The sequence below is a fragment of the Shewanella carassii genome (genome assembly GCF_002777975.1).
GTDB classification, from domain to species: Bacteria; Pseudomonadota; Gammaproteobacteria; order Enterobacterales; family Shewanellaceae; genus Shewanella; species Shewanella carassii.
Genome location: NZ_NGVS01000007.1, coordinates 177146 through 198734, shown reverse-complemented (window position 1 = coordinate 198734; position 21589 = coordinate 177146). Strand labels below are relative to the sequence as shown.

17 protein-coding genes are annotated in these 21589 nt (G+C 54.2%); 9 read left to right on the top strand and 8 right to left on the bottom strand.

Annotated elements, in window-relative coordinates:
* Positions 1–127: 127 nt before the first annotated feature.
* From truA to CBE72_RS06225, 6 genes are all read left to right on the top strand, one after another.
* Positions 128–913 (top strand): tRNA pseudouridine(38-40) synthase TruA, encoded by a 786-nt coding sequence (gene truA / locus CBE72_RS06250; RefSeq protein WP_100142821.1) that lies wholly within the window; start codon positions 128–130, stop codon positions 911–913.
* 68 nt (positions 914–981) lie between these two features.
* On the top strand, positions 982–2253 hold the full coding sequence (gene folC / locus CBE72_RS06245; protein ID WP_100142781.1) for a bifunctional tetrahydrofolate synthase/dihydrofolate synthase: 1272 nt from the start codon (positions 982–984) through the stop codon (positions 2251–2253).
* Between the two features lie 18 nt (positions 2254–2271).
* Positions 2272–2862, top strand: coding sequence for an SPOR domain-containing protein (locus CBE72_RS06240; protein WP_100142780.1), 591 nt, complete (start codon positions 2272–2274; stop codon positions 2860–2862).
* 108 nt (positions 2863–2970) lie between these two features.
* Entirely contained in the window at positions 2971–3459 is a 489-nt protein-coding gene (locus CBE72_RS06235) for a CvpA family protein (RefSeq protein WP_025889046.1), read from the top strand.
* Positions 3460–3502: 43 nt separating this feature from the next.
* Entirely contained in the window at positions 3503–5017 is a 1515-nt protein-coding gene (gene purF, locus CBE72_RS06230; protein WP_100142779.1) for an amidophosphoribosyltransferase, read from the top strand.
* A 115-nt stretch (positions 5018–5132) separates the two neighbouring features.
* Positions 5133–5924 (top strand): class I SAM-dependent methyltransferase, encoded by a 792-nt coding sequence (locus CBE72_RS06225; protein WP_100142778.1) that lies wholly within the window; start codon positions 5133–5135, stop codon positions 5922–5924.
* A 78-nt stretch (positions 5925–6002) separates the two neighbouring features.
* On the opposite strand, the gene CBE72_RS06220 is transcribed toward CBE72_RS06225, so the two are convergent.
* Together CBE72_RS06220 and CBE72_RS06215 are read right to left on the bottom strand one after the other, a co-directional pair.
* Complete coding sequence (locus tag CBE72_RS06220; RefSeq protein ID WP_100142777.1) at positions 6003–6623, bottom strand: DUF938 domain-containing protein; 621 nt, start codon at positions 6621–6623, stop codon at positions 6003–6005.
* Positions 6624–6793: 170 nt separating this feature from the next.
* The gene (locus CBE72_RS06215; RefSeq protein ID WP_100142776.1) at positions 6794–8845 is read right to left on the bottom strand and encodes a bifunctional 2',3'-cyclic-nucleotide 2'-phosphodiesterase/3'-nucleotidase; all 2052 of its coding nucleotides are present in this window, start codon (positions 8843–8845) and stop codon (positions 6794–6796) included.
* A gap of 474 nt (positions 8846–9319) precedes the next feature.
* Here CBE72_RS06215 and CBE72_RS06210 point away from each other — a divergent pair, with 474 nt between their 5' ends.
* Both CBE72_RS06210 and CBE72_RS06205 read left to right on the top strand, forming a co-directional pair.
* Positions 9320–11485, top strand: a complete 2166-nt coding sequence (locus tag CBE72_RS06210; protein WP_100142775.1) for a M3 family metallopeptidase — start codon at positions 9320–9322, stop codon at positions 11483–11485.
* A gap of 59 nt (positions 11486–11544) precedes the next feature.
* Entirely contained in the window at positions 11545–11961 is a 417-nt protein-coding gene (locus CBE72_RS06205) for a GFA family protein (protein WP_039033435.1), read from the top strand.
* A 109-nt stretch (positions 11962–12070) separates the two neighbouring features.
* On the opposite strand, the gene CBE72_RS06200 is transcribed toward CBE72_RS06205, so the two are convergent.
* Entirely contained in the window at positions 12071–14281 is a 2211-nt protein-coding gene (locus CBE72_RS06200; protein WP_100142774.1) for a M3 family metallopeptidase, read from the bottom strand.
* Positions 14282–14483: 202 nt separating this feature from the next.
* Between CBE72_RS06200 and CBE72_RS06195 the strand changes: the two genes are divergently transcribed.
* Positions 14484–16115 carry a dipeptidase gene (locus tag CBE72_RS06195; RefSeq protein ID WP_373289216.1) on the top strand — a complete coding sequence of 544 codons (1632 nt, stop codon included), beginning with the start codon at positions 14484–14486 and terminating at the stop codon, positions 16113–16115.
* Between the two features lie 105 nt (positions 16116–16220).
* On the opposite strand, the gene CBE72_RS06190 is transcribed toward CBE72_RS06195, so the two are convergent.
* The 5 genes from CBE72_RS06190 to mnmA all read right to left on the bottom strand — a co-directional run bounded on the left by CBE72_RS06190 (position 16221) and on the right by mnmA (position 21464).
* On the bottom strand, positions 16221–16625 hold the full coding sequence (locus tag CBE72_RS06190) for a GFA family protein (protein WP_054743826.1): 405 nt from the start codon (positions 16623–16625) through the stop codon (positions 16221–16223).
* A 402-nt stretch (positions 16626–17027) separates the two neighbouring features.
* Positions 17028–18170 carry a ribosomal protein uL16 3-hydroxylase gene (locus CBE72_RS06185; RefSeq protein ID WP_100142773.1) on the bottom strand — a complete coding sequence of 381 codons (1143 nt, stop codon included), beginning with the start codon at positions 18168–18170 and terminating at the stop codon, positions 17028–17030.
* Between the two features lie 158 nt (positions 18171–18328).
* Entirely contained in the window at positions 18329–19699 is a 1371-nt protein-coding gene (purB, locus tag CBE72_RS06180) for an adenylosuccinate lyase (protein WP_100142772.1), read from the bottom strand.
* Between the two features lie 28 nt (positions 19700–19727).
* Positions 19728–20345 (bottom strand): high frequency lysogenization protein HflD, encoded by a 618-nt coding sequence (hflD, locus tag CBE72_RS06175; protein WP_100142771.1) that lies wholly within the window; start codon positions 20343–20345, stop codon positions 19728–19730.
* Positions 20346–20348: 3 nt separating this feature from the next.
* The gene (gene mnmA / locus CBE72_RS06170; protein ID WP_100142770.1) at positions 20349–21464 is read right to left on the bottom strand and encodes a tRNA 2-thiouridine(34) synthase MnmA; all 1116 of its coding nucleotides are present in this window, start codon (positions 21462–21464) and stop codon (positions 20349–20351) included.
* Positions 21465–21589 lie beyond the last annotated feature (125 nt).

Below are 21589 nucleotides of genomic sequence, written 5' to 3'. Positions count from 1 at the left end.
AATCGATACTCAAACGGCGCCAGGGGCGCCGTTTTTTATGCAGTCTGTTGCTTGTTCGGGCTTTTTCTTGGAGGCGAATGCCCGCTCTGTGGTAGAATTCGCCGCCTTGAGATCAGGGGAGAAACAGATGCGTATTGCGTTGGGTATCGAATATGATGGTAGCGGCTATTATGGTTGGCAACGCCAGGCCGAAGTGGATTCAGTTCAGGGGCAGTTGGAGCGGGCCTTGTCCCAAGTGGCCAATGAGCCGATAGCACTGCAATGCGCCGGTCGCACCGATGCCGGGGTACACGCCACCGGGCAAGTGGTGCATTTTGATACTTCTGCGATTCGTAACGAAGGCGCCTGGACCCTGGGCGTCAATGCCAATCTGCCGGACAATATCGCGGTGCGCTGGGCCAAAGAGGTGGATGACAGTTTTCATGCCCGCTTTTCGGCAACTGCTCGCCGCTACCGGTATATCATCTACAACCATAATTTCCGTCCCGGCATTTTGCGTGGTGGCGTCAGCCATTATCACGGAGACCTCGACGAGCAGAAGATGCATCAGGCGGCCCAGTATCTGCTGGGTGAGCGCGACTTCACCAGTTTCAGGGCGATCCAATGCCAGTCGCGCACCCCGTTTCGCAATGTGCACAGGGTCAGTGTGACCCGCCAGGGCATGTATGTGATAGTGGATATCGAAGCCAATGCCTTTTTGCATCACATGGTGCGCAACATAGTCGGCTCGCTGCTGGAAGTAGGACTTGGCAATCAGCCGCTGGATTGGCTGGGTCAGTTGCTGGAACTTAAAGACAGAACCCAGGCTGCCCCCACGGCTAAACCTAATGGCCTCTATCTGGTGCATGTCAGCTATCCTGAGCAATATCAACTGCCCAAGTTGGCCATGGGCCCACTGTTTATGCCGGACTGAAACCGTTAGCATGCTGTTGCCGCCACGCTTTTGCTTGCGGCAACATCAAGATTTAAGGGAAGAATCAAATGTCGCAATCATCCGCTCATCTGCCGCCACTACCTGGAGCCGACGCTCCTTTGTCAGTTTGGCTGGACTACCTGCTGGCTATTCATCCGACTGAAATCGACATGGGGCTCGAGCGGGTCACCCAAGTTGCGACCAGGCTCGGGGTGCTGTCACTGGGCAGCACCAAGGTGATCACAGTTGCCGGTACCAATGGCAAGGGCAGCACCTGCCGTATGCTGGAGCAGATCATGCGCGCGGCGGGTTATCGGGTCGGGGTTTACAGTTCGCCCCATATCCTCAATTACAATGAGCGGGTGCGGATAGACGGTGTCGATGCGCCGGATAGCGACTTTATCTCGGCCTTTGAAATCATAGAGGCGGCCAGAGGCGACACCTCGCTGACCTTCTTTGAATATGCCACCCTGGCCGGGTTACTGCTGTTCAAGCAGGCCAAGCTGGATCTGGTTATTCTGGAAGTGGGCCTGGGAGGCCGGCTGGATGCTACCAATATCATAGATGCCGATGTCAGTGTGGTAACCGCCATAGATCTTGATCATCAGGCGTATCTTGGTGACACCCGGGAACTGGTTGGCCGTGAGAAGGCCGGCATTTTCCGTCAGAAACGCCCGGCGATAGTGGGCGATGCCGAGATGCCTGCCAGCGTAGTTGAGGTTGCCAATGAAAAGGGCGCCTTACTCAAGGCGGTAGGGCAGGCATTTTCCTACAAGCAAACCAGCACAGGCTGGGATTTTTGCGGTGAGCACTGGCAGTTTGAGGGCTTACCCAAGCCGCAACTACCTCTGCCCAATGCCGCTACTAGCTTGGCTGCGCTGGAACAACTCTGGCCTGAGCTCTCCGAAGCGGCGATTCGCTCAGGGCTCTCCAGTGCCAGGCTCAGCGGCAGAATGGAGCATATCTGCGAGGCGCCGCTGATTATTTTGGATGTGGCGCACAATCCCCACGCGGCCCGCTATCTGGCGCAAAGGCTGGATGAACTGCAGGCCAAGGGACGAGTCTATGGTGTTTGCGGTATGCTCAAGGACAAGGATATCGAAGGCGTGATGCAGGCGCTGGCACCTAGCATAGACAGCTGGTTGGCGGTGACCTTGCATAATGAGCGTGGTGCCGATGCTGGCCGTTTGCGAAAAGCCCTGCCGGATGGCTGTGACGCCCGGGAATTTGAACAGATGCAAGATTGCTGGCAATACCTCAAACCCAAACTCGGCGCCGAAGATGTGGTAATTGTCTTTGGCTCCTTTTACACTGTTTCGGGCTTTAAAGCGCTTATCTAAGACTGGAAGGAAGATATTTTGTCGACTCAGTTTCATAACCGTCTGGTAGGTACCGTAGTGTTGGTCGCCTTGGGGGTGATCTTTTTACCGGACATTCTCGATGGCAAGAAAGAGCGCCAGCAGGAGCAGTTCACCGAAATTCCGCTGCGGCCGGATACCGAATCGCAATTGGCGGAGCCGGGAGAGTTTGAAACCCTAGATCTGGCCGAGACCCTAGACTTGGCACAGGAGACAGACGAGCCTCAGGTTGAAGTCGAACCCGCTCCCGAGGTGAAGGCTATCGAAAACAGTGTTTCCAACACCGCCCAATCCAAGCCACAGGAGGTCAAAAAGACTCCCGAACCCAAGGCTAAACCCAGTGATGCAGCCTGGACTTTACAGCTCGGCGCCTTCAGTAACGCGGCCAATGTTAAAGCCCTGGTAGCCAAATTGCGCAAGGCCGGATTCAGCGCCTATACCTTGCCGGACAAGCCTGTGGACGGCAAACTGACCCGGGTGTTTGTCGGTCCGGATGTCTCCAGTGATCGCATCAAACAGCAACAGAAGAAGGTTGAAGAGTTGACCAAACTCAAGGGTAAAGTGGTTCGCTATAACCCACAGGAAAGATGACAGTTTGCCCCGAGTCGGCAAGCAATTATTTACGCCCCCGGGGGTGAGAATGCTTGCCTTCTCTGGTAGAATCCCGCCGACTTAAATCTTCACCGGATACTTCTACCCATGGTTTGGATAGATTACGCCATCATCATAGTTATCGGATTATCGACTCTTATCAGTCTGATCCGTGGTTTTGCCAAAGAAGCCATGTCGCTGGTGGTTTGGTTCGCCGCCTTTTTCATCGCCAGTCAGTTTTATCAGGACCTTGCCGTTCATATCACCCAAATTAATGATGAGGTGCTGCGAAACGGGGTCGCCATCGCCATCCTGTTTATTGTCACCCTGATAGTGGGGGCCTTGGTGAACTATTTGATAGGCCAGTTGGTCTCCAAGACAGGACTCTCAGGAACGGACAGAATTCTTGGCCTGTGTTTCGGTGCGCTGCGCGGCGCATTGATAGTCAGTGCCATACTCTTTTTTATGGATGCCTTTACCGGCGCGCCCAAAACCGATTGGTGGCAGGGTTCGCAACTGGTGCCCGAATTCGGGGTGGTTATCCAGTGGTTTTTTGACTACTTGGAAAATACCTCAAGCTTTGTACCCAAAATATAAAAAATACAATTATCAGAACATCTTACAATGAGGAAGCTTACCCATGTGTGGTATCGTCGGAATCGTTGGCCGCTCGGCGGTCAATCAGACCATCTATGATGCACTGACAGTGCTTCAACACCGTGGCCAAGATGCTGCAGGCATAGTGACTATCGATCAGAATGCCTTTCGCCTGCGTAAGGCCAATGGTCTGGTCAAGGACGTATTTGAACCCAAGCATATGCAGCGGCTGCAGGGCAACGCCGGCTTAGGCCATGTGCGTTATCCCACAGCCGGCAGCTCCAGTGCCTCTGAAGCCCAACCGTTTTATGTGAACTCTCCTTTCGGGATCTCTCTGGCGCACAACGGCAACCTGACTAACACACTGCAACTGGCCGAAGGACTGCGTAACAAGCGCCGCCATGTGAACACCACGTCCGACTCTGAAGTGCTGCTCAACCTGTTGGCCGATGAGCTGGACAAGACCGACAGCCTGACCTTGAGCCCGGATGAAGTGTTCGATGCCGTCTCCCGGGTGCACGCCGATACCCGCGGTGCCTACGCCGTGGTGGCCATGATTATTGGTCAGGGCCTGGTGGCATTTCGCGATCCTTTCGGTATTCGCCCTCTGGTGCTCGGCAAGCATGAGACAGCCTCTGGTACCGAGTATATGGTGGCTTCAGAAAGCGTGGCACTGGATGCCGTTGGTTTCGAAGTGATGCGCGATGTGGCTCCCGGCGAAGCCGTGTATATCACCACGGAAGGTGAGTTGTTTACCCGTCAGTGCGCCGAAGCGCCAAGTTATGCCCCCTGTATCTTCGAATTCGTTTACTTTGCCCGTCCGGACTCCACCATAGACAAGGTGTCAGTCTATGCCAGCCGGGTCAACATGGGCGCCAAGCTGGGTGAGAAGATCCGTAAGGAATGGTATGACCATGATATCGATGTGGTGATCCCTATTCCGGAAACCTCCTGTGATATCGCCCTGGAAATTGCCCGTGGCATGGATCTGCCTTACCGTCAGGGATTCGTGAAGAACCGCTATATCGGCCGTACCTTTATCATGCCTGGGCAGCAGGAGCGCAAGAAGTCGGTCAGACGCAAGCTCAATGCCATCAACGCCGAGTTCAAGGACAAGAATGTGCTGCTGGTGGACGACTCCATAGTGCGTGGTACCACTTCAGAGCAGATCATCGAGATGGCCCGTGAAGCCGGTGCCAAGAAGGTGTATTTCGCCTCGGCCGCGCCCGAAATCCGCTTCCCCAACGTTTACGGCATAGACATGCCAACCTCCAATGAGCTGATTGCCCATGGCCGTGATGCCGATGAAATCGCCCGTATCATTGGCGCAGATGGCATCATCTTCCAGGATCTGAGCGATCTGGTGGAAGCGGTGCGAATGGAAAACCCAGATATCAAGCGCTTCGAAACCTCAGTGTTTGATGGTCACTACATCACCAAGGATGTGGATCAGGCCTATCTGGATCATCTGACCCAGCTGCGTAACGACGATGCCAAGGCCAACCGCAACAAGGATATAGGTACCAACCTGGAGCTGCATAACGTCTGCCATCCTTGATAAGGGAAGGTGCGAATAAGTCCTCTCTGATAAAGCCAACCCTTGAGGTTGGCTTTTTTCTGTGCCAGTCAGTATGCTGAGCCTCGACTCTTGATGGTGCAGGGAGAGAAGCACAATGGATAAGTACCGGGAAACCGTGGCCACCTTTGACAAAATGGCGCTTCCCTATCGGGATAAGTTTGCCGGCAACGATTGTTATGACTCGGCCCATAACCGATTCGCCTCCTTGCTGAAGCAGTATCAGGCCTGTGCCGGGCGGCGCCTGCGGTTACTGGATATCGGCTGTGGCCCTGGGCATGTCAGCGGCATGTTGGCAAAAAGGGTGCCTGAGCTCGAGATAGTGGGTATAGATGCGGCGCCCGCCATGGTGGCACTTGCCGGTGAATTGTTACCCGAGGGACGTTTTTATCGGCTGGATAGCCGCAAGCTTGGTTGTCTGACGTCGCTGCTTGAAACTGATGCCGTGCAGGCTATCGCTCCCCTCGATGTGTCTGAAAGTGCAGCAACGCCCGTAAGCCTTGGGGCTTTTGATGGCTCTAATACCCTTGATGGCTTTAATGCCCTAGAAGGCTTAGACTCGCCAGAGGGTTTTGATGCAATACTTCTGCTCTTCGTCACGCCTTATCTTGAACGTCAGGATGTGATGGCCTTACTGCAAGACTGCCGTGCGCTACTGAATGACGGCGGGCTCCTGTATCTGGCCTCGATGGAGGACGACTATCAAGCGTCCGGCTATCAAAGCTCCAGCGCTGGAGACAGGGTCTTTATCCACTATTATCCCGAAGTGTTTTTCGTCAGTGAGTTGGCCGCGGCCGGGTTTGAGCTCATCGATAGTCTGCGTAAACCCTATCTGGAGCAGGGTGAAGTCAAGGCCACAGATCTGTTTCTCTACGCCAAAGCCGTGTAAAAACAAAGGCGTTTCAGAGGCAGATAGCGCCTAGACTTTTCAGGCAAAACATTTGTTTTGCCCATCACTTTGCCTCCGTTAGCGAACCGTTTTACGAATAAACTCCAGCAGGCGGTTGTTGGCGGGCATGGCATGATCCTGACAAAGCTCAAGCCCCTGGGCTGCGGCCAGCATCAGGATCCACTCCTGATCGCGAATGCCGCTTTGCGGATCGCGCTGCCTTAACATGGCATCGAACACCCGGTTGGAGTCGCTGCTGTAATCGCCTCGGTAGTTGAAAGGGCCATAGAGGCAGAAACGGCCGCCGCTTTGCAATACTTTGCCTATGCCGGTAAACATTGCTTCCACCATGGGCTGGCTCATGATATGCGCAGTATTGGCGCTATAGATGGCATCCGGTGCCGGCTCAGTTGCCGCCTGCGGCCAGGGGGAACACACCTCCAGAGTGATCACCTCGGCCAGATTACTCGCCGGGAGTTTGCTATGCCAGGCGCGGATCCCATCCAGATACTGGGGTTGATCGCTGCATTGCCACACCAGGTGCGGTAACTCTGGGGCAAAGTAGACCGAGTGCTGACCGGTACCACTGCCTATCTCCAATACCCTGCGGCAGCCTGAGAATGCCTGTTTGAGAATCCTGAGTATCGGTTCGCGGTTGTTTTCACAGGCTTGGGAGAAGGGCGCGGGTATCGAAGACATAAAAGATTTCCTGCAATCTTGCCGTCGTGACGGCTGAGTGAGTCTGGTGTTTTACTGTACTTACTTTATAACATTGTCAAAGGCTTAAATCATGGCAAGTTTAATCTGTGAAGAAACATAAAAAGCGCCCCTGAGGGCGCTTGGTTCGTTTTATGTCTCAGCTGACAGCCTTATTGGGCAGGCTTGAGATCTATGCGGTAGACGGCAAAGCCCAGTTCATCGGTACTCAGCTTGGTCATGGTCCTTTGCTGGTTGGCCTGGATGAAGTTGGCGGCCTTGTCACTGTCCTGGGTGACAAAGCGGATGTCCAGAGCAACATTCGTATCTATATTCCTGAAGTCCCAGTTATAGTCGGCCGTGGGGTTAACCATGGCGTCATACTTGTCGGTTTCAGGATTGTACTTGGATTGCTCTGTGATGTAAGCCGCCAGAGCTTCACGGTTGGTGTCCGGCAGTTCCAGTACCACGTGCTCGCTGCCGGTGCCGGCAAACTTTCCGCCAAAGGCGCGGTAGTTGTTGGAGGCGACGATAAACTCCTTGGCCGCCAGGGTTTCACCTGTATAGACAGTGCCTTCGCTGTCGGTGAAGGCCAGATCCACAATTCGCGAGGCATCGGCATTGACCAGAGCACAATCGGCGTCGAATTTGCTCGGTTGAGTCACGTCTATCTTGTAGGTCACGCCATCGATAACATCAAAGTTATAGGTGGGGTGGTTATAGTTCACCAGCTCTTGCGGCTCAGTGCTGGCTGGATCTATTTGGTTAAACTGGTTGGCCGAACACTCGAGCCAGTCTTTCAGCTCAGCGCCGTTTAGCTTAACCGCCACCATAGTGTTGGGGTAGAGGTAGAGATCGGCGGCGTTCTTGAAGGTCAGCGGCCCTTTGTCCACCATCACATACTGATCGGCATCACTGGTGGTACTGTGACGGCCACCGGCCTTGAACGGCGCGGCTGCAGAGAGCACCGGCAATGACTTGAGTGCTTCCGGCAGTTTGGCCTTGACGTTGGTTATCTGGGCGTCGGAGACAATCTGCACCGTCGGGTCGTCCTGCACCAGCGTCAGGAAACTGAACATGTCGGCGGCGGCGACCCCGATTGGCTGCTCGACAAAGGCCATAGTGCCCTGGTGTTCCAGCTCAACCGCGTCGTGAATGTCCTTATCGGCTTCCACCAGCGGTGTCTTGTTGGTGCCGTCATAGATGGGGCGTGCCTCGGTGCGGGCCGAGAGCACAGTCCATTTGCCGTCTTTACGTTGCAGTTTGAAGTCGACCAGGCCCATGTTGTCGCCCCAGCGACCCGGCATCACGGCGGGGACACCGTTAAGCAGGCCTTTTTCCACATCTGTGTTGGGCAAGTCGCCATAGCGGGCATCGGGGAAGACGGAGTGGCTGTGGCCGAACATGATGGCATCAATACCGTCGACATAGGTGAGGGCATAGGTGGCGTTTTCGGCAGCAGGATCGCCTGGGTTTTCGGTGGAGCCAATGCCTGAGTGTGGAATGGCGATAATGATATCGGCGCCTTCAGCCTTCATTTGCGGCACAAATTTCTTGGCGCTCTCCACTATGCTCTCGGCGCGTACCTTGCCGGTGAGGTTCTGCTTGTCCCACAGCATAATTTGCGGAGGCACAAATCCTATATAGCCAATCTTGAGCTTGTGGCTGTTGCCGTCAGTGTCCTTAACCTCGGTTTCCTTGATGAGGTAAGGGGTAAACAGGTTGTCACCTTTTTTGACCCCGTTCCAGCAATCATCGGCATCACAATAGACGTTGGCGTTGACATAGGGGAACTGGGCGCCGGCGAGGGATTTTTCCAGAAAATCCAGGCCGTAGTTGAATTCGTGGTTGCCTATGTTACCCACGGCATAATCGAGCAGGTTCATCGCCTTGTAGGCGGGGTGCACTTCGCCATCGGCGATGCCCACTTTGGCCATATAGTCGCCCATGGGGCTGCCCTGCAGCAGATCGCCGTTATCGACCAATACAGTGTTGGTGACTTCTTTGCGGGCGGCGTGGATCAGGCTGGCGGTACGGGCCAGACCTATAGTGGGGTCTTCCTTGCCGCTGTAATAGTTGTAATCCATGATGTTGGTATGCAGATCTGTGGTTTCCAATACCCGCAGATCTACGCTCACCGTTGGTTCATCCTTGTCGTCGCTGTTACAGGCACTGAGTCCCAGTGCGGCGGCAATCGCCAGTGTGATTAATGTCTTGGTTTGCATTGTTTACTACTCTTGGTTTTTATTATTGACCCCGGGAGATTATCCCGCCCATCATCTGGTTAGATCACTGTTAACCATGTGATTAATCTGGTTAACGCGGCGCAGTATAGCCAAAGCTGAAGACACTTGTGTGACATCTGACGTCATGATTCGGTGACAATTTGTGACGCGTAGCAAGTTAATGCCTTGTCGGATAGTGGCATTAGTGTCTATTCCGGTGTGTTTGCACAGCCTTGAAGCAGGATCTTTGTTCAATCAGGCCCAGGGCAGAATTTCTTACAGTTAAGTCATTGTCCAAACAGCGGAAGAGTTGTTATGGTAATGGCGGGAATCAACAGGGCTGTTGCCCCGCCGAGACAGGTGTCCCGGGTAGCAAATTATAACAATGGAAGGTGCGAACAAGTCCTATGCAGAATGCCATGAGGACTGATTCGTACCCTCCCTAAGCAATAGCCTGCCGTTAATGGAGTCAAGATGCGTAAGACATTAATCGCCACCGCCATAGGCGCTGCACTGGTGCTGAGTGCCTGTGCCGAACAGCAAACCAATGAAACCGTCAGCAATACCCAGGTAAAACAAGTGAGTCAAAGTATGCCAGAGGCAAAAAGTGCCGAGCAAACCGCAAGCAATGTGCTGCTCAGCCCAAGTCCGCTGCAGTATCATGCCCCGCAGTTCGACAAGATAAAGACAGCAGACTATCTGCCGGCCTTTGAAGTCGGGCTCAAGGAACACAAGCAGCAGATCGCCAGCATAATTAACAACAGCGAAGCCGCTTCGTTTGATAACACTATAGTGGCGATGGAAAAGAGCGGCGCTCTTCTCAACCGCACAACAAGAGTGTTTTTCAGTATGGTGAGCTTGCTTTCCAATGATGAGCTTCAAGCCATTCAAGGGGAAATCGTTCCCAAGCTTACCGAGCACAGCGACAATATTTTCCTCAATCCCAAGTTGTTTGCCCGGGTTGAAGCCGTCTACCACCATAAAGATAGCCTGAGCGCGCAAGATCAACGCCTGGTGGACTTCTATTACAATCAATTCGTTCGTGCCGGCGCCAAATTGAGCGAAGCCGACAAGACCCAAATGCGTGAGCTCAACGGTGAGCTGGCTACATTGTCGACCGAGTTTTCGCAAAACATTCTCAAGTCGTTCAAGGATGATGTGATCCTGGTGACCGATAAGGCGCAGCTCAAAGGCTTGAGTGAGGACGAGATAGGCGCCCTGGCCAACGCTGCCAAGGAAGCGGGTAAAGAGGGCTACCTGATAAGCCTGGTGAATACTACCCGCCAACCACTGCTGTCGAGCCTGGAGGACAGAGGCCTGAGAGAGAAAATTTGGCAGACTTCGGCCAATCGTGCCATGGCCAGCAATGGTCCTATCGTACTCAAGCAGGCACAGTTGCGCGCCGAAAAGGCCAAACTGCTGGGTTATGAAACCTGGGCTGACTATGTACTGGCCGATCAGATGGCCGCTAATCCGGATGCGGTATTTGCCATTTTGGATGACCTGGCACCCAAGGCCGTTGCCAAGGCTAAGGCTGAAGGCAAGGATATCCAGGCGCAAATCAAGGCTAGTGGTGCCGACTTTGAGCTGCAGCCATGGGACTGGGCCTTCTATGCCGAGCAGGTTCGCAAGGCCAAATACGATCTGGATGAGAGCCAGATCAAGCCCTACTTCGAATTCAATACAGTGCTGAATGACGGCATGTTCTACGCCATGCAGAAGTTCTACGGCATCACGATGAAAGAGCGCAAGGATCTGCCGGTATGGCAGGAGGATGTCCGCGCCTGGGAAGTATTCAATGAAGACGGCAGCTCCATCGGGCTTTTCTATCTGGACCCTTACGCCAGAGTGGGCAAGAGCGGTGGCGCCTGGATGGATGAGTTGGTGACCCAGAGTTTCCTTTTGGATAACAAACCTGTGGTCTACAACGCGCTCAATATTCCCAAACCAGCCGAAGGTCAGCCTACGCTGATGACCTTTGATGAAGTGACCACCATGTTCCATGAGTTTGGTCACGGCATTCACGGTTTGTTCTCGCAGGTGAAATACCCAAGCCTGGCTGGTACCGCTACCCCGAGGGACTTTGTTGAGTTCCCCTCCCAGGCCAACGAGGATTGGGCCACAGATCCGGATGTTTTGGCTCACTATGCCAAACATTACAAAACCGGCGAGCCGATTCCGCAAGCCTTGCTGGAAAAGGTGCGTGCAGCGGCCAGCTTCAACCAGGGTTATGACACGGTAGAGTACCTGGCCGCGGCGCTGCTTGATATGGAGTGGCATTCCTTAAAGGCCGGTGAACCAGTGGCGGACGTTAAATCCTTCGAAGCCAAGGCCCGCGCCAAGCACGGCCTGGATTATGCGCCTGTGTTGCCGCGTTACCAGTCGACTTATTTCAGTCATGTATTCGGCGGCGGTTACTCGGCCGGATATTACGCTTACCTGTGGACCGAAGTGTTCGCAGCCGACGCCTTTGCCCATACCATGGCAGAAGGCGGCCTCAAACGAGCCAATGGTGACAAGTATCGTCAGGCAATTCTCTCCAAGGGGAACAGTGAGGATCTGATGCAAGACTACATCCAGTTCCGCGGCCAGAAACCCACAGTGGATGCGCTGCTCAAGCGCCGAGGTCTGGTAGACTGAACCCTTTGATAACACCCGCCAAATGGCGGGTGTTTTTCTAAGAGAAGGTGATAAAAGCTATGGAAGCTATTCGTTATCCCATCAAGGGCAGTTGCCAGTGCGGCGCAGTCAGTTATCGCTTGTTGGCGCCGCCGCAGATGGTGGTGGCCTGCCACTGTAAGGAATGCCAGAAGCTGTCCACCAGTGCCTTCAGCATCACGGCGATTGTCAGAGCCGAAGATATAGAATTCAGTGGCGAACTGAGCCATTGGCAGCGTGGTTCGGCCAGCGGCAATATCAGCGCCGCCAAGTTTTGTGGTCGTTGCGGCAATCGTATCTATCACTATAACCCGGCGGAGCCGCAGAGCATCAAGCTCAAGCCCAGCAACCTGGAAGATACCCGTATCATTGAGCCGAGCGCCCATGCCTGGGTCAGTGAAAAGCAGGACTGGTTTGTTATCCCGCCCGGAGTCAAGCAATACACCAGTCAGCCTTGAGAAAGTCCAGCCTTGAGAAAGCCCAGCCCAGAGAAAGAAATAAAAAGCCGTTCACTCAGCGAACGGCTTTTTTGTTTGCGTGGCTGGACATTACCAATCCGGCGAGCGTTTATTCCGCCAGCAGGCCGCGACTGCGCAGTAGTGGCTCAATGGCGGCTTCCTGACCACGGAACGCCCTGTAAAGAGCCATAGGATCTTCACTGCCACCGCGCTCAAGGATGTTACTGCGGAACGCCTTGGCGGTAGCCGGGTCAAAAATACCGTTTTCCTTGAAGGCCTCAAAGGCATCGGCGCCGAGAATGTCAGACCAGATATAGGAGTAATAACCGGCCGAATATCCTCCGGAGAAGATGTGGCTGAAGTAGGTGGAGCGATAGCGCGGCGCTATCTCGGGGAGCAGCCCCATCTTGCTCAGCGATTGCTGCTCGAAGGCGGCCGCATCCTGAGGTTCGGTAACGCTGCTGCTGTGCCAGTCCAGATCCAGCTTGGTGGCTGCCATGTATTCCACCGTAGCGAAACCCTGGTTGAACTTGCTGGCGGCGCGGATCTTGTCTACCAAACTCTGGGGGATCACCTCACCGGTTTGATAGTGCTTGGCAAAATGCGCCAGCACATCCGGTTGAGTCATCCAGTTTTCCATCACCTGTGACGGGAACTCCACATAGTCGCGGGGCACGGAAGTGCCGGACTGGGAACGATACTCCACCTTGGACAGCAAGGCGTGCAGCGCATGGCCGAATTCATGGAACAGGGTACCGGCTTCATCGAAGGTCAGCAGCGTCGGCTCATCGCCACTGGGACGAGGGTAGTTGAGTACGTTGACTATGATGGGCTGCTCGTTGACGCCATCGACCACCGCCTGACGGCGATAGGCATTGGACCAGGCGCCGCCGCGTTTGCTGTCACGGACATAGTAATCGCCAAAGAAGATACCGATAACGCTGCCGTCTTTGTCTTTCACCTCGAAGGTGCGTACATCCGGGTGATACTTGGGCAGATCGTCACGCTCGGTGACACTGATGCCATAGAGGCGGTTGGCGGTGTAGAACACGCCCTTGAGGGTGTTTTCCAGCGAGAAGTATGGCTTGGTCTGCTGTTCGTTGAAGCTGTACTTGGCGACACGTATCTTGTCGGCATAGTACCACCAGTCCCAGGCGGCCAGTTTGAAGTCCTTGCCTTCGCTGTCGATAAGCTTTTGCATCTCGGCCTTTTCGGCTTCTGCCTGGGCCAGGGCGGCGGGCCAAATTTTATCCAGCAGGGCGTAGACATTTTCCGGAGTCTTGGCGGTACGCTCTTCCAGCACATAGTGGGCGTGGCTCGGATAGCCCAGAAGCTGGGCTCGTTTGGCTCTAAGAGCCGCCAGCTCTGCCAGCACCTTCTTGTTGTCGTGGGCGTTGTCGTTGTTACCGCGCTCGATATAACCCTTGTAGAGTTTTTCTCTCAGCTCTCGGTTATCGGCATAGGTCAAAAATGGGGTGACGGAGGGGCGTTGGGTGGTAAATACCCACTTGCCGGGATGGCCGCGCTTGATGGCCGCCTGGGCGGCAACGTCAATCACATCCTGCGGCAGACCGGCCAGATCGGCCTGTTTGTCTATCACAAGTTCAAAGTCGTTGGTTTCTGCCAGCACATTATCGCCGAACTCCAGGCTCAGCTTGCCAATCGCTTCATTGAGCTTTCTAAGCTCCGCCTTACCGGCGTCATCCAGGTTGGCACCGCCGCGGCTGAAGCGTTTGTAGGTATCTTCGAGCAGTTTCTGCTGCGCCGGGTTCAGTACCAGCTGATCTTTTTGCTGATAGACAGCCTTAACCCGCTGAAACAAGGCGTTGTTCAGGTAAATATCATCGCGGCTGGAAGACAACAGCGGGGATACTTCCTTGGAGATCTTCTGCAGCTCGGCAGAGGTGTCGGCGCTGGTGAGGTTATAAAATACCCCTGACACCTTGGTCAACAAGGCGCCACTGCGCTCCATGGCTTCTATGGTGTTGGCAAAGTCAGCGGCGGCCGGATTATCTATGATGGCCTGAATCTCTGCCTTGCGCTCAGCAATCCCTTGTTTGAAGGCCGGCAGGTAATGCTCGGACTTGATGCGATCAAAGGCGGGGATTTCAAGGTAAGTATTCCAGGGCTGGAAGAAAGGGTTGTCCCGGGTTTGTTCGGCCTTGGCAGAGGCTGGGTTTGTGCCTGTGCCATTCTGCAGCGCAGGCGCTTGGGTTTGGGCAGATGTGTCGCTCTGGGATACAGGCTGGTTGTCGCAGGCGCTCAGTGTCAGCGCCAGTCCCAGGGCCAGAGCCACTGGAGAGAGGGTCATTCCCTTCATTGTTATTCCTCTATGCTGGTGTTTATCTCCCATATGGCGCGGCGGGCCGCGCCGAAGCCGTCCTTAGTAACATGCCGTATTGAAAAAGGCCAATTTTGTCCTGTTTAGTTTGTAACAAAATTTAGCGAATGCAGTATCGAAACTGTATCTGTGGCACACTCTCAGGCCATTGAAAATAAAAGATAACAAAAGCCACCCTGCCATGATGATTAGAACAGTTTCCCGTTTATCCCTGTCGCTGTCCCTGTGCTTGTTTGCTCCTTTTGTAAGTGCAGAGAGCGGCCTTACGGCTCAGCCCTCGAGCCAGGTTTCAAGCCATATTTCAAGCGTAAGTGCTGCCCAAGGTACAGAGTCTGCATTGAGTCAAGTCTCGCCACTGTCGAAAACCTTGGCCCAGTACAGCCTTGACCGCTATGGCAGCGAGATGGAACAGAGCCTCGCCGAGTTGGTGTACTTCAATACCGAGGCTATCCCAGGGTTGACGCCCGACACCAATCCGGAATTCATCGGCTTCAAGCAGGCGCTCAAGGCCCAAGCTGAGCAGTTGGGGTTGGATTATGCCGATCACGGTTATGTGATCTTGATAGGCCTTGGCGAAGACAGGGGCGGCGGCGCTAACAAGCTAGGCATCATTACCCACGGGGATGTGCAGCCGGCCAATTCAACCCTTTGGCACCAGAGTCCCTATCAACTGGATACTCAATCGCAACCGGGCAAGCTGATAGGCCGCGGCACCGAAGATGATAAGGGGCCGATAGTCACCGCCATGTACGCCATGAAGGCGCTCAAGGACAAGTCGGTAAAACTGAATCGCCGCATTGAACTCATGGTATATCTGGCCGAGGAGTCGGACTGGGAGCCGCTGAAAGTGTTTCTCAAGGACTATCAAGCGGCCGATATGAATATCACCATAGACGCCGAATATCCTGTAGTCACCGCCGAGAAGGGCTGGAGTCAGATAAAACTCACCATACCTGAACCCAAAGTAAAGGCGCCTAATTTCGATAAACCGCAGCTGCAGCATTTCAGCGGTGGCTCATTTGCCAGTCAGATCCCTCAGCAGGCCTTGGCCCTGATCCGCGGAGCCGACAGCGCCATGGTCAGCCGTTTGCAACGCGCCGCAGAGTCCCAGCAGGGGATGCGCTATGATTTTACCCTGGATTTCGACAGCCTGGAGATCGCCGCCAATGGCAAATCGGCCCATTCCTCAACCCCTGAAGATGGTGTCAATGCAGTAACGCATCTGGCTGCGCTGTTGGAGTCTGAGGCATTCGCGCCGAGCCAGTCGGCATTAACCCTGGCATTTATCAATGAAATGATAGGCTTGGACCTCTATGCCGAGCGCTTTGGTGAGCTGGGCTATAGCGATGATTTTATGGGGCCTATGTCGCTGGCGCCGACTGTGGTGGAGTGGGGGCAGGGGGGTACCAGCATTACGCTTAACCTAAGGCGCCCCATAGGCAAGAGCCCGAAAACCTTGGATAAACAGCTGTCTGCGGCGCTGGGCGGTTGGCAGCAATCCCACGGTGTGACTCTGGTCGATGTCAGCAGTTATTGGGGCGAGCCCAAGGTGATGGATAAGGCGCCGCATCTGCAAACTCTGCTCAATGTGTTTGCCGAGTTTACTGGTATTGCCGACCCTAAACCTGTCGCTATTGGCGGTTCCACCAACAGTAAACTGTTTCCCAATGCCCTCAGTTTTGGTCCGGCCATGCCGGGTGTCGAGTATACAGGCCACAGCGAACATGAGTTCATCACCCGCGAGCAGTTGCAGCTGAACCTTAAGATGTACACCGCCGCCATGGTGGAGTTGGCGGTAAATCCGGGATCATAAGTCTCAGCTTCCGAGGTAATCGCTGCTGAGATAACCGCTTCCGAGTCAGGCACCGCTACGCGGACTGACAGTAGGCGCCATCATCACAGGCGGAGCCCTATACTCTTAAACCGGGCCCTGCTCCAGGCAGGGCACTTGCTCCAAAGCCTGATCCCAAGCGGCGCGCGTTTGACAAAAAATGTGCGCCTGGGGAGTCAGCCCCGGCTCATCGTCCAGGCTACCTGCGGGTATTTGCAGCAGGTGGCCACCTTCGACCGCTTTGGGCAGCGCCGAGCCGCAAACGGCGCAAAAGTGGCGGCTGTGGCGGGTACCGGGCAGGGTAAACGCAGTAATGGCGTCCTGGCCACTGAGCCAGGTTAACTCGGCGCTGTCTGAAAACAGATTGGCACTATGGGCCGAACCTGAATCCTTGCGGCAGCGACTGCAGTGACACAAAAAGAATTGCTGCAGCTCAGCGCTGATTTCAAAACGAACTTTGCCGCAAAGGCAACTGCCTCGATAGTGCTTCATACCTTCTCCTTGGGAGCAACTGATAAGATTGTTCTCCGAGAACCTTAAGCTTGGTAACCCACAAACTGAGGCCATAAGCCGCTGATGATTTCTAAGCCCAGGAGTTAAGCATAGCCGTTTGTTGCCGCGATAACTCCTTTGGGTTCTGTCATTGGTCGTTAGCGCCTTGCCCATTTTGTTGAAGGTGCAGCCAAGACGGCAATGTTTAATGAAGAAAGAAGGCTAGTGTTTGGAGTTGGCATACCGCCAACATCTGGTTATCGCGGTTTAGACCTTGTCATTTTTCCGAGTTTAAGCTGTCTTGGTATCGGGCTGGCGTGAAACCACGCAAGCAGAGAAGGGGCTTGACGCTAAACGCCCCATCCTTACTTGCTGGCTTATATAAGGGAGTAATGAAAGGATTTATTCTTCATCACTGAGGTAGAAGTATCCTTTTTCAAGCAGGTTGCACAGCAGCGCAGCTATCGCCTCATAGTGCAGCAATGATTTGAGATCTTCGCCGCTGATGCTGGTGCGATGGGCAATAAATTGCGCCTGCTCTTCACTGCCTTGCGGCAATTCAAAGGCTTCCCCATTGATAAACAGTCGGCAGTTGGGGTCCTCTTCCAGCATGAGAATTTTAAGCCCACCGATGCGCTTGAATACAGCGCCTTCGGCCGCGGCTTCTCTGAGCTCCTCGGTACTTATAGGCTCACCCTGGCAAATATCCAGCTCAAAGCGGTTCTGACTCAGCAACTTGCCCAGCATGCCCTGGTAATAGTCAGGGTTTTCAGTCAGCTCTTTCAGCAGCGCCATCATCCCCTGTTGCTGGCTCTTGGCGATCAGCGCAGGTTGCCCGGCTTCTTCACCCGAAGTGAAGCGTTTGTGGCCGAGATCCTGATCAAGCATAAAGTCGGCCATTTCGCTGATAAGTTCTTGCTGACTCGGTGCCCGGAAGCCTACCGAGTAAGACAGTGCCAGGGTCAAGGTCTCGCCCCTGTGAGGAAAACCGGGCGGAATATACAGCATGTCGCCGGGTTCCAGCACTGTATCTATAATAGGCTCAAAGTCTTCAATCAAAGGGGTATTGGGGTTATTGCCGCGCTTGGCGTATTGGCCCTTGGCACCGACGGTCCAGCGTCTGCGTCCCTCACCTTGAATGATAAAGACATCATAGTTATCGATATGGGGGCCGACACCGCCACCGGGCGTGGCAAAGGACACCATCAGGTCATCGAAGCGCCAGTCCGGCAGGAAGCGGAAGGCTTCCACCAGGGCCTGTGAGTCCGGATACCAGTGGTTGACGGACTGCACCAGCAGTTGCCAGTTTTCTTCACCGAACTTGTCATAGTCTTCAAATGGGCCTGAGATCACTTCCCAGTCCTGCCCCTTGGTGAGTACTACCCGTGAGGAGATCTCCTCTTCACAGGCGAGGCCCGCCAGCTCATCGGCGGCGATAGGATCGACAAAGTCCTTGAAGGCTTGTCTGATCACCTTGGGTTGTTGCTGCCACACCTCTTTAACAAAGGCATCGCTGTCTAGAGTCAGCTGGTAAGTGTTCGTCATCTGTTATCCAATCCTTAAACCGTTTCAATGGCCAGTCTGTTATCCAATCCTTAAACCGTTTCAATGGCCAGTCAGTTATCCCGCTTGCAATGGCATAAACCCCGGGAGAAAAAAGGCGGTACTGGAAACCAGTACCGCCCGTGACAGTCAAGAGGCTATTAGTTCAAATCATCGACAAAGGCTTCGGCGCGGCCTATGTAGTTGGCCGGTGTCATTTGCTTGAGTTCGTGTTTCACTTGCTCTGGCAGTTCCAAACCGTCGATAAAGGCCGCCAGCTGCTGACCATCGATACGCTTGCCACGGGTCAGCTCCTTGAGCTTCTCGTAAGGCTTTTCGATGCCATAGCGGCGCATGACTGTCTGTACCGGCTCGGCCAGCACTTCCCAGTTGTGATCCAGTTCATCGCGCAGATGCGCCTCGTTGACTTCCAGTTTACTGACACCCTTGAGTGTGGCCTGGTAGGCGATCAGCGAGTGGGCTATACCCACACCCAGGTTACGCAGTACTGTGGAGTCGGTCAGATCGCGCTGCCAGCGAGAAACCGGCAGTTTGCTGGCCAGATGCTGCATCAGGGCGTTGGCTATGCCCAGGTTACCTTCCGAGTTTTCAAAGTCGATAGGGTTAACCTTGTGCGGCATGGTGGATGAGCCGATTTCACCGGCCACTGTCTTCTGCTTGAAGTGACCCAGGGCGATATAACCCCAGATATCACGGTCAAAATCAATCAGCACGGTATTGAAACGGGCCACGGCATCGAACAGCTCGGCAATATAGTCGTGCGGTTCAATCTGAGTGGTGTAGGGGTTCCAGTTCAGCCCCAGGCTGGTGACAAAGCGCTGTGACAGTTCGTGCCAGTTAACTTCTGGGTAGGCCGACAGGTGGGCGTTGTAGTTACCCACGGCGCCGTTGATCTTACCCATGATCTCAACCGCTTCAATTTGCTTGAGTTGGCGCTCGAGACGTACGGCCACGTTGGCCATCTCTTTACCCAGAGTCGAAGGCGAGGCGGGTTGGCCGTGAGTACGGGACATCAGAGGCACAGTCTTGTAACGTCTGGCCAGCTCTTTAACAGCCTCTACCAGCTTCTGGCAGTATGGCAGCAGTACCTGTTCACGGGCTTCGGTCAGCATCAGGCCGTGGGACAGGTTGTTGATGTCTTCACTGGTGCAGGCAAAGTGCACGAACTCGCCTATGGCGGCCAGCTCGGCATTGTCGGCGATTTTTTCCTTGATGAAGTATTCCACCGCCTTGACGTCATGGTTGGTGGTGGCTTCGATGGTTTTGACTCTCAGGGCATCGGCTTCGCTGAAGTTGTCGCGAATATTGTCCAGTAATGCCAGAGCCTCTTCACTGAAGGGGGGGACTTCTTCGATTTCAGGGCAGCTGGAAAGCAGCTTCAGCCAGTTGATTTCGACCTGAACACGATACTTGGTAAGACCGTACTCGCTGAATATCCCCCGAAGTTCGGCGGTTTTACTACCATAACGCCCGTCTACCGGTGAGATAGCAGTCAGTGCGGAAAGATCCATTATAAGCTCCTTGATGAACTTGGCTTTATTATAGGGTGAGGCTTTTCTTAGCTGTATCGACGATCGCCTTGCGAGCAAACACCAGATGTCTGCGTTTACCGCCCAGTTGACGCCAGAGTACGGCACTGCGCATTGCTGCCAGCAACAAGGCGCGTATTTTATGTTGAACCAGTGGCCGCTGCAGTATGTTGGGGTTGCCCGATATTTGGATCTTAGGTCCCAAACTACTGATGATATCGCTATAGATACTGGCTAGGTTGGCGATAACCTGCTCGTCGGTTATGGCAAAGTGGCTCAGTTGGCGATGCACCTGATTGATGCGCTCAGACAGCATTCCGAGCGCTGCCCGGTTGCGACTCAGTTTACGCTCAAGCGCCAGAATGCCGACCAGATAACGGGTGATTTCCACATCTTTCTGGGCACTGTCACCCAGTTGATTGATAATCCACTTATAGCCGTTGGCCAGTACTAACTTATCGGGATAGATCTCATCGATATTCTCGGGATCTGTCACCATGATGCCATCGAGTGCCGCCGCCAACTGCTGCGGATCGCTTTCCCCGTGGCGGGCGATATATTGCACCTGGGCGATAGCCTGCAAAATGCCGGCAAATGCCATGGTGCGGTCATGCAATTGCTCGCTCAATGATTACTCCCTAATCAGGGTTTCTATGATACCGCCACCCAGGCAGACTTCACCGTCGTAGAATACTGCCGACTGCCCGGGCGTGACTGCCGCTACCGGCTCATCGAAGATCACTCTCAGCTCATCATCACCCTGGATATAAACAGTGCAGGGGATATCCTGCTGGCGATAACGGGTCTTGACCGTGATCTTGGCGCCATCGGCCGGGCCCTGTCTGTCGACCCAGTGCAGCTGTCTAGCGGTGAGGCCAACCGACATGAGTCTCGGATGCTGGCCGCCTTGGGCGACAACCAATACATTACGTTTCAGATCTTTGTCGACCACATACCAGGGATTGTCATTGCTGTTTTTCATGCCGCCAATCCCAAGCCCCTTACGTTGGCCCAGAGTGTGGTACATCAGCCCTTGGTGCTCGCCTATGACTTCACCGTCGACATTTTCGATTTTGCCCGGTTGGGCGGGCAGGTAAGTGCCAAGGAATTCAGTGAACTTGCGCTCACCGATAAAACAGATACCTGTGCTGTCTTTCTTGTTGAAGGTGACCAGTCCTTGCTCTTCAGCGATGCGGCGAACTTCGGGTTTTTCCAGTTCTCCGACCGGGAACAGGCTACGCGCCACCTGTTGATGACTCAAGGTATAGAGGAAGTAGCTCTGATCCTTGTTGCCATCTATGCCGCGAAGTAACTGGGTCTTACCGTCGGTATCACGGCGGCGCACATAGTGCCCCATGGCGATATAGTCGGCATCGAGAATGTCATCGGCAAATTCAAGGAAGGCTTTGAACTTAATCTCCTTGTTGCACATGATGTCCGGGTTAGGCGTGCGTCCCGCCTTGTATTCGGCCAGAAAGTACTCGAATACATTGTCCCAGTATTCGGCGGCAAAGTTGACCGTGTGCAACTTGATCCCCAGCTTGTCACAGACAGCCTGGGCATCTTTTAAATCTTCGGCGGCAGAGCAATATTCGTCGGTGTCATCTTCTTCCCAGTTCTTCATGAACAGGCCTTCTACCTGATAGCCCTGCTGGAGCAGCAGATAGGCTGAAACAGATGAGTCGACACCGCCGGACATGCCGACAATGACTTTTTTTCCTGATGCATTGGGAGTGTTAGCTGTCATAGATCCTAAAACCGTTGAATTCATTCATGGACGCTCGAAAAGAAAACTGCTGTTTGAGCCCGGTTCTTGCCGCCTGTTATCGGCGTGAAGCGAGGGCAGGTAAACAGCCATAAGGCGCCCAGTTT

Excerpts from the sequence above, each read along its gene's own strand:
- CBE72_RS06215 (WP_100142776.1), bottom strand. The coding sequence starts at position 8,845 with ATGCAAACCAAGACATTAATCACACTGGCGATTGCCGCCGCACTGGGA.
- CBE72_RS06235 (WP_025889046.1), top strand. The coding sequence starts at position 2,971 with ATGGTTTGGATAGATTACGCCATCATCATAGTTATCGGATTATCGACT.
- CBE72_RS06190 (WP_054743826.1), bottom strand. The coding sequence starts at position 16,625 with ATGAAGCACTATCGAGGCAGTTGCCTTTGCGGCAAAGTTCGTTTTGAA.
- CBE72_RS06210 (WP_100142775.1), top strand. The coding sequence starts at position 9,320 with ATGCGTAAGACATTAATCGCCACCGCCATAGGCGCTGCACTGGTGCTG.
- purB (WP_100142772.1), bottom strand. The coding sequence starts at position 19,699 with ATGGATCTTTCCGCACTGACTGCTATCTCACCGGTAGACGGGCGTTAT.
- CBE72_RS06225 (WP_100142778.1), top strand. The coding sequence starts at position 5,133 with ATGGATAAGTACCGGGAAACCGTGGCCACCTTTGACAAAATGGCGCTT.
- CBE72_RS06195 (WP_373289216.1), top strand. The coding sequence starts at position 14,484 with ATGATGATTAGAACAGTTTCCCGTTTATCCCTGTCGCTGTCCCTGTGC.
- truA (WP_100142821.1), top strand. The coding sequence starts at position 128 with ATGCGTATTGCGTTGGGTATCGAATATGATGGTAGCGGCTATTATGGT.
- CBE72_RS06200 (WP_100142774.1), bottom strand. The coding sequence starts at position 14,281 with ATGAAGGGAATGACCCTCTCTCCAGTGGCTCTGGCCCTGGGACTGGCG.
- folC (WP_100142781.1), top strand. The coding sequence starts at position 982 with ATGTCGCAATCATCCGCTCATCTGCCGCCACTACCTGGAGCCGACGCT.
- CBE72_RS06205 (WP_039033435.1), top strand. The coding sequence starts at position 11,545 with ATGGAAGCTATTCGTTATCCCATCAAGGGCAGTTGCCAGTGCGGCGCA.
- mnmA (WP_100142770.1), bottom strand. The coding sequence starts at position 21,464 with ATGACAGCTAACACTCCCAATGCATCAGGAAAAAAAGTCATTGTCGGC.
- CBE72_RS06220 (WP_100142777.1), bottom strand. The coding sequence starts at position 6,623 with ATGTCTTCGATACCCGCGCCCTTCTCCCAAGCCTGTGAAAACAACCGC.
- purF (WP_100142779.1), top strand. The coding sequence starts at position 3,503 with ATGTGTGGTATCGTCGGAATCGTTGGCCGCTCGGCGGTCAATCAGACC.
- CBE72_RS06185 (WP_100142773.1), bottom strand. The coding sequence starts at position 18,170 with ATGACGAACACTTACCAGCTGACTCTAGACAGCGATGCCTTTGTTAAA.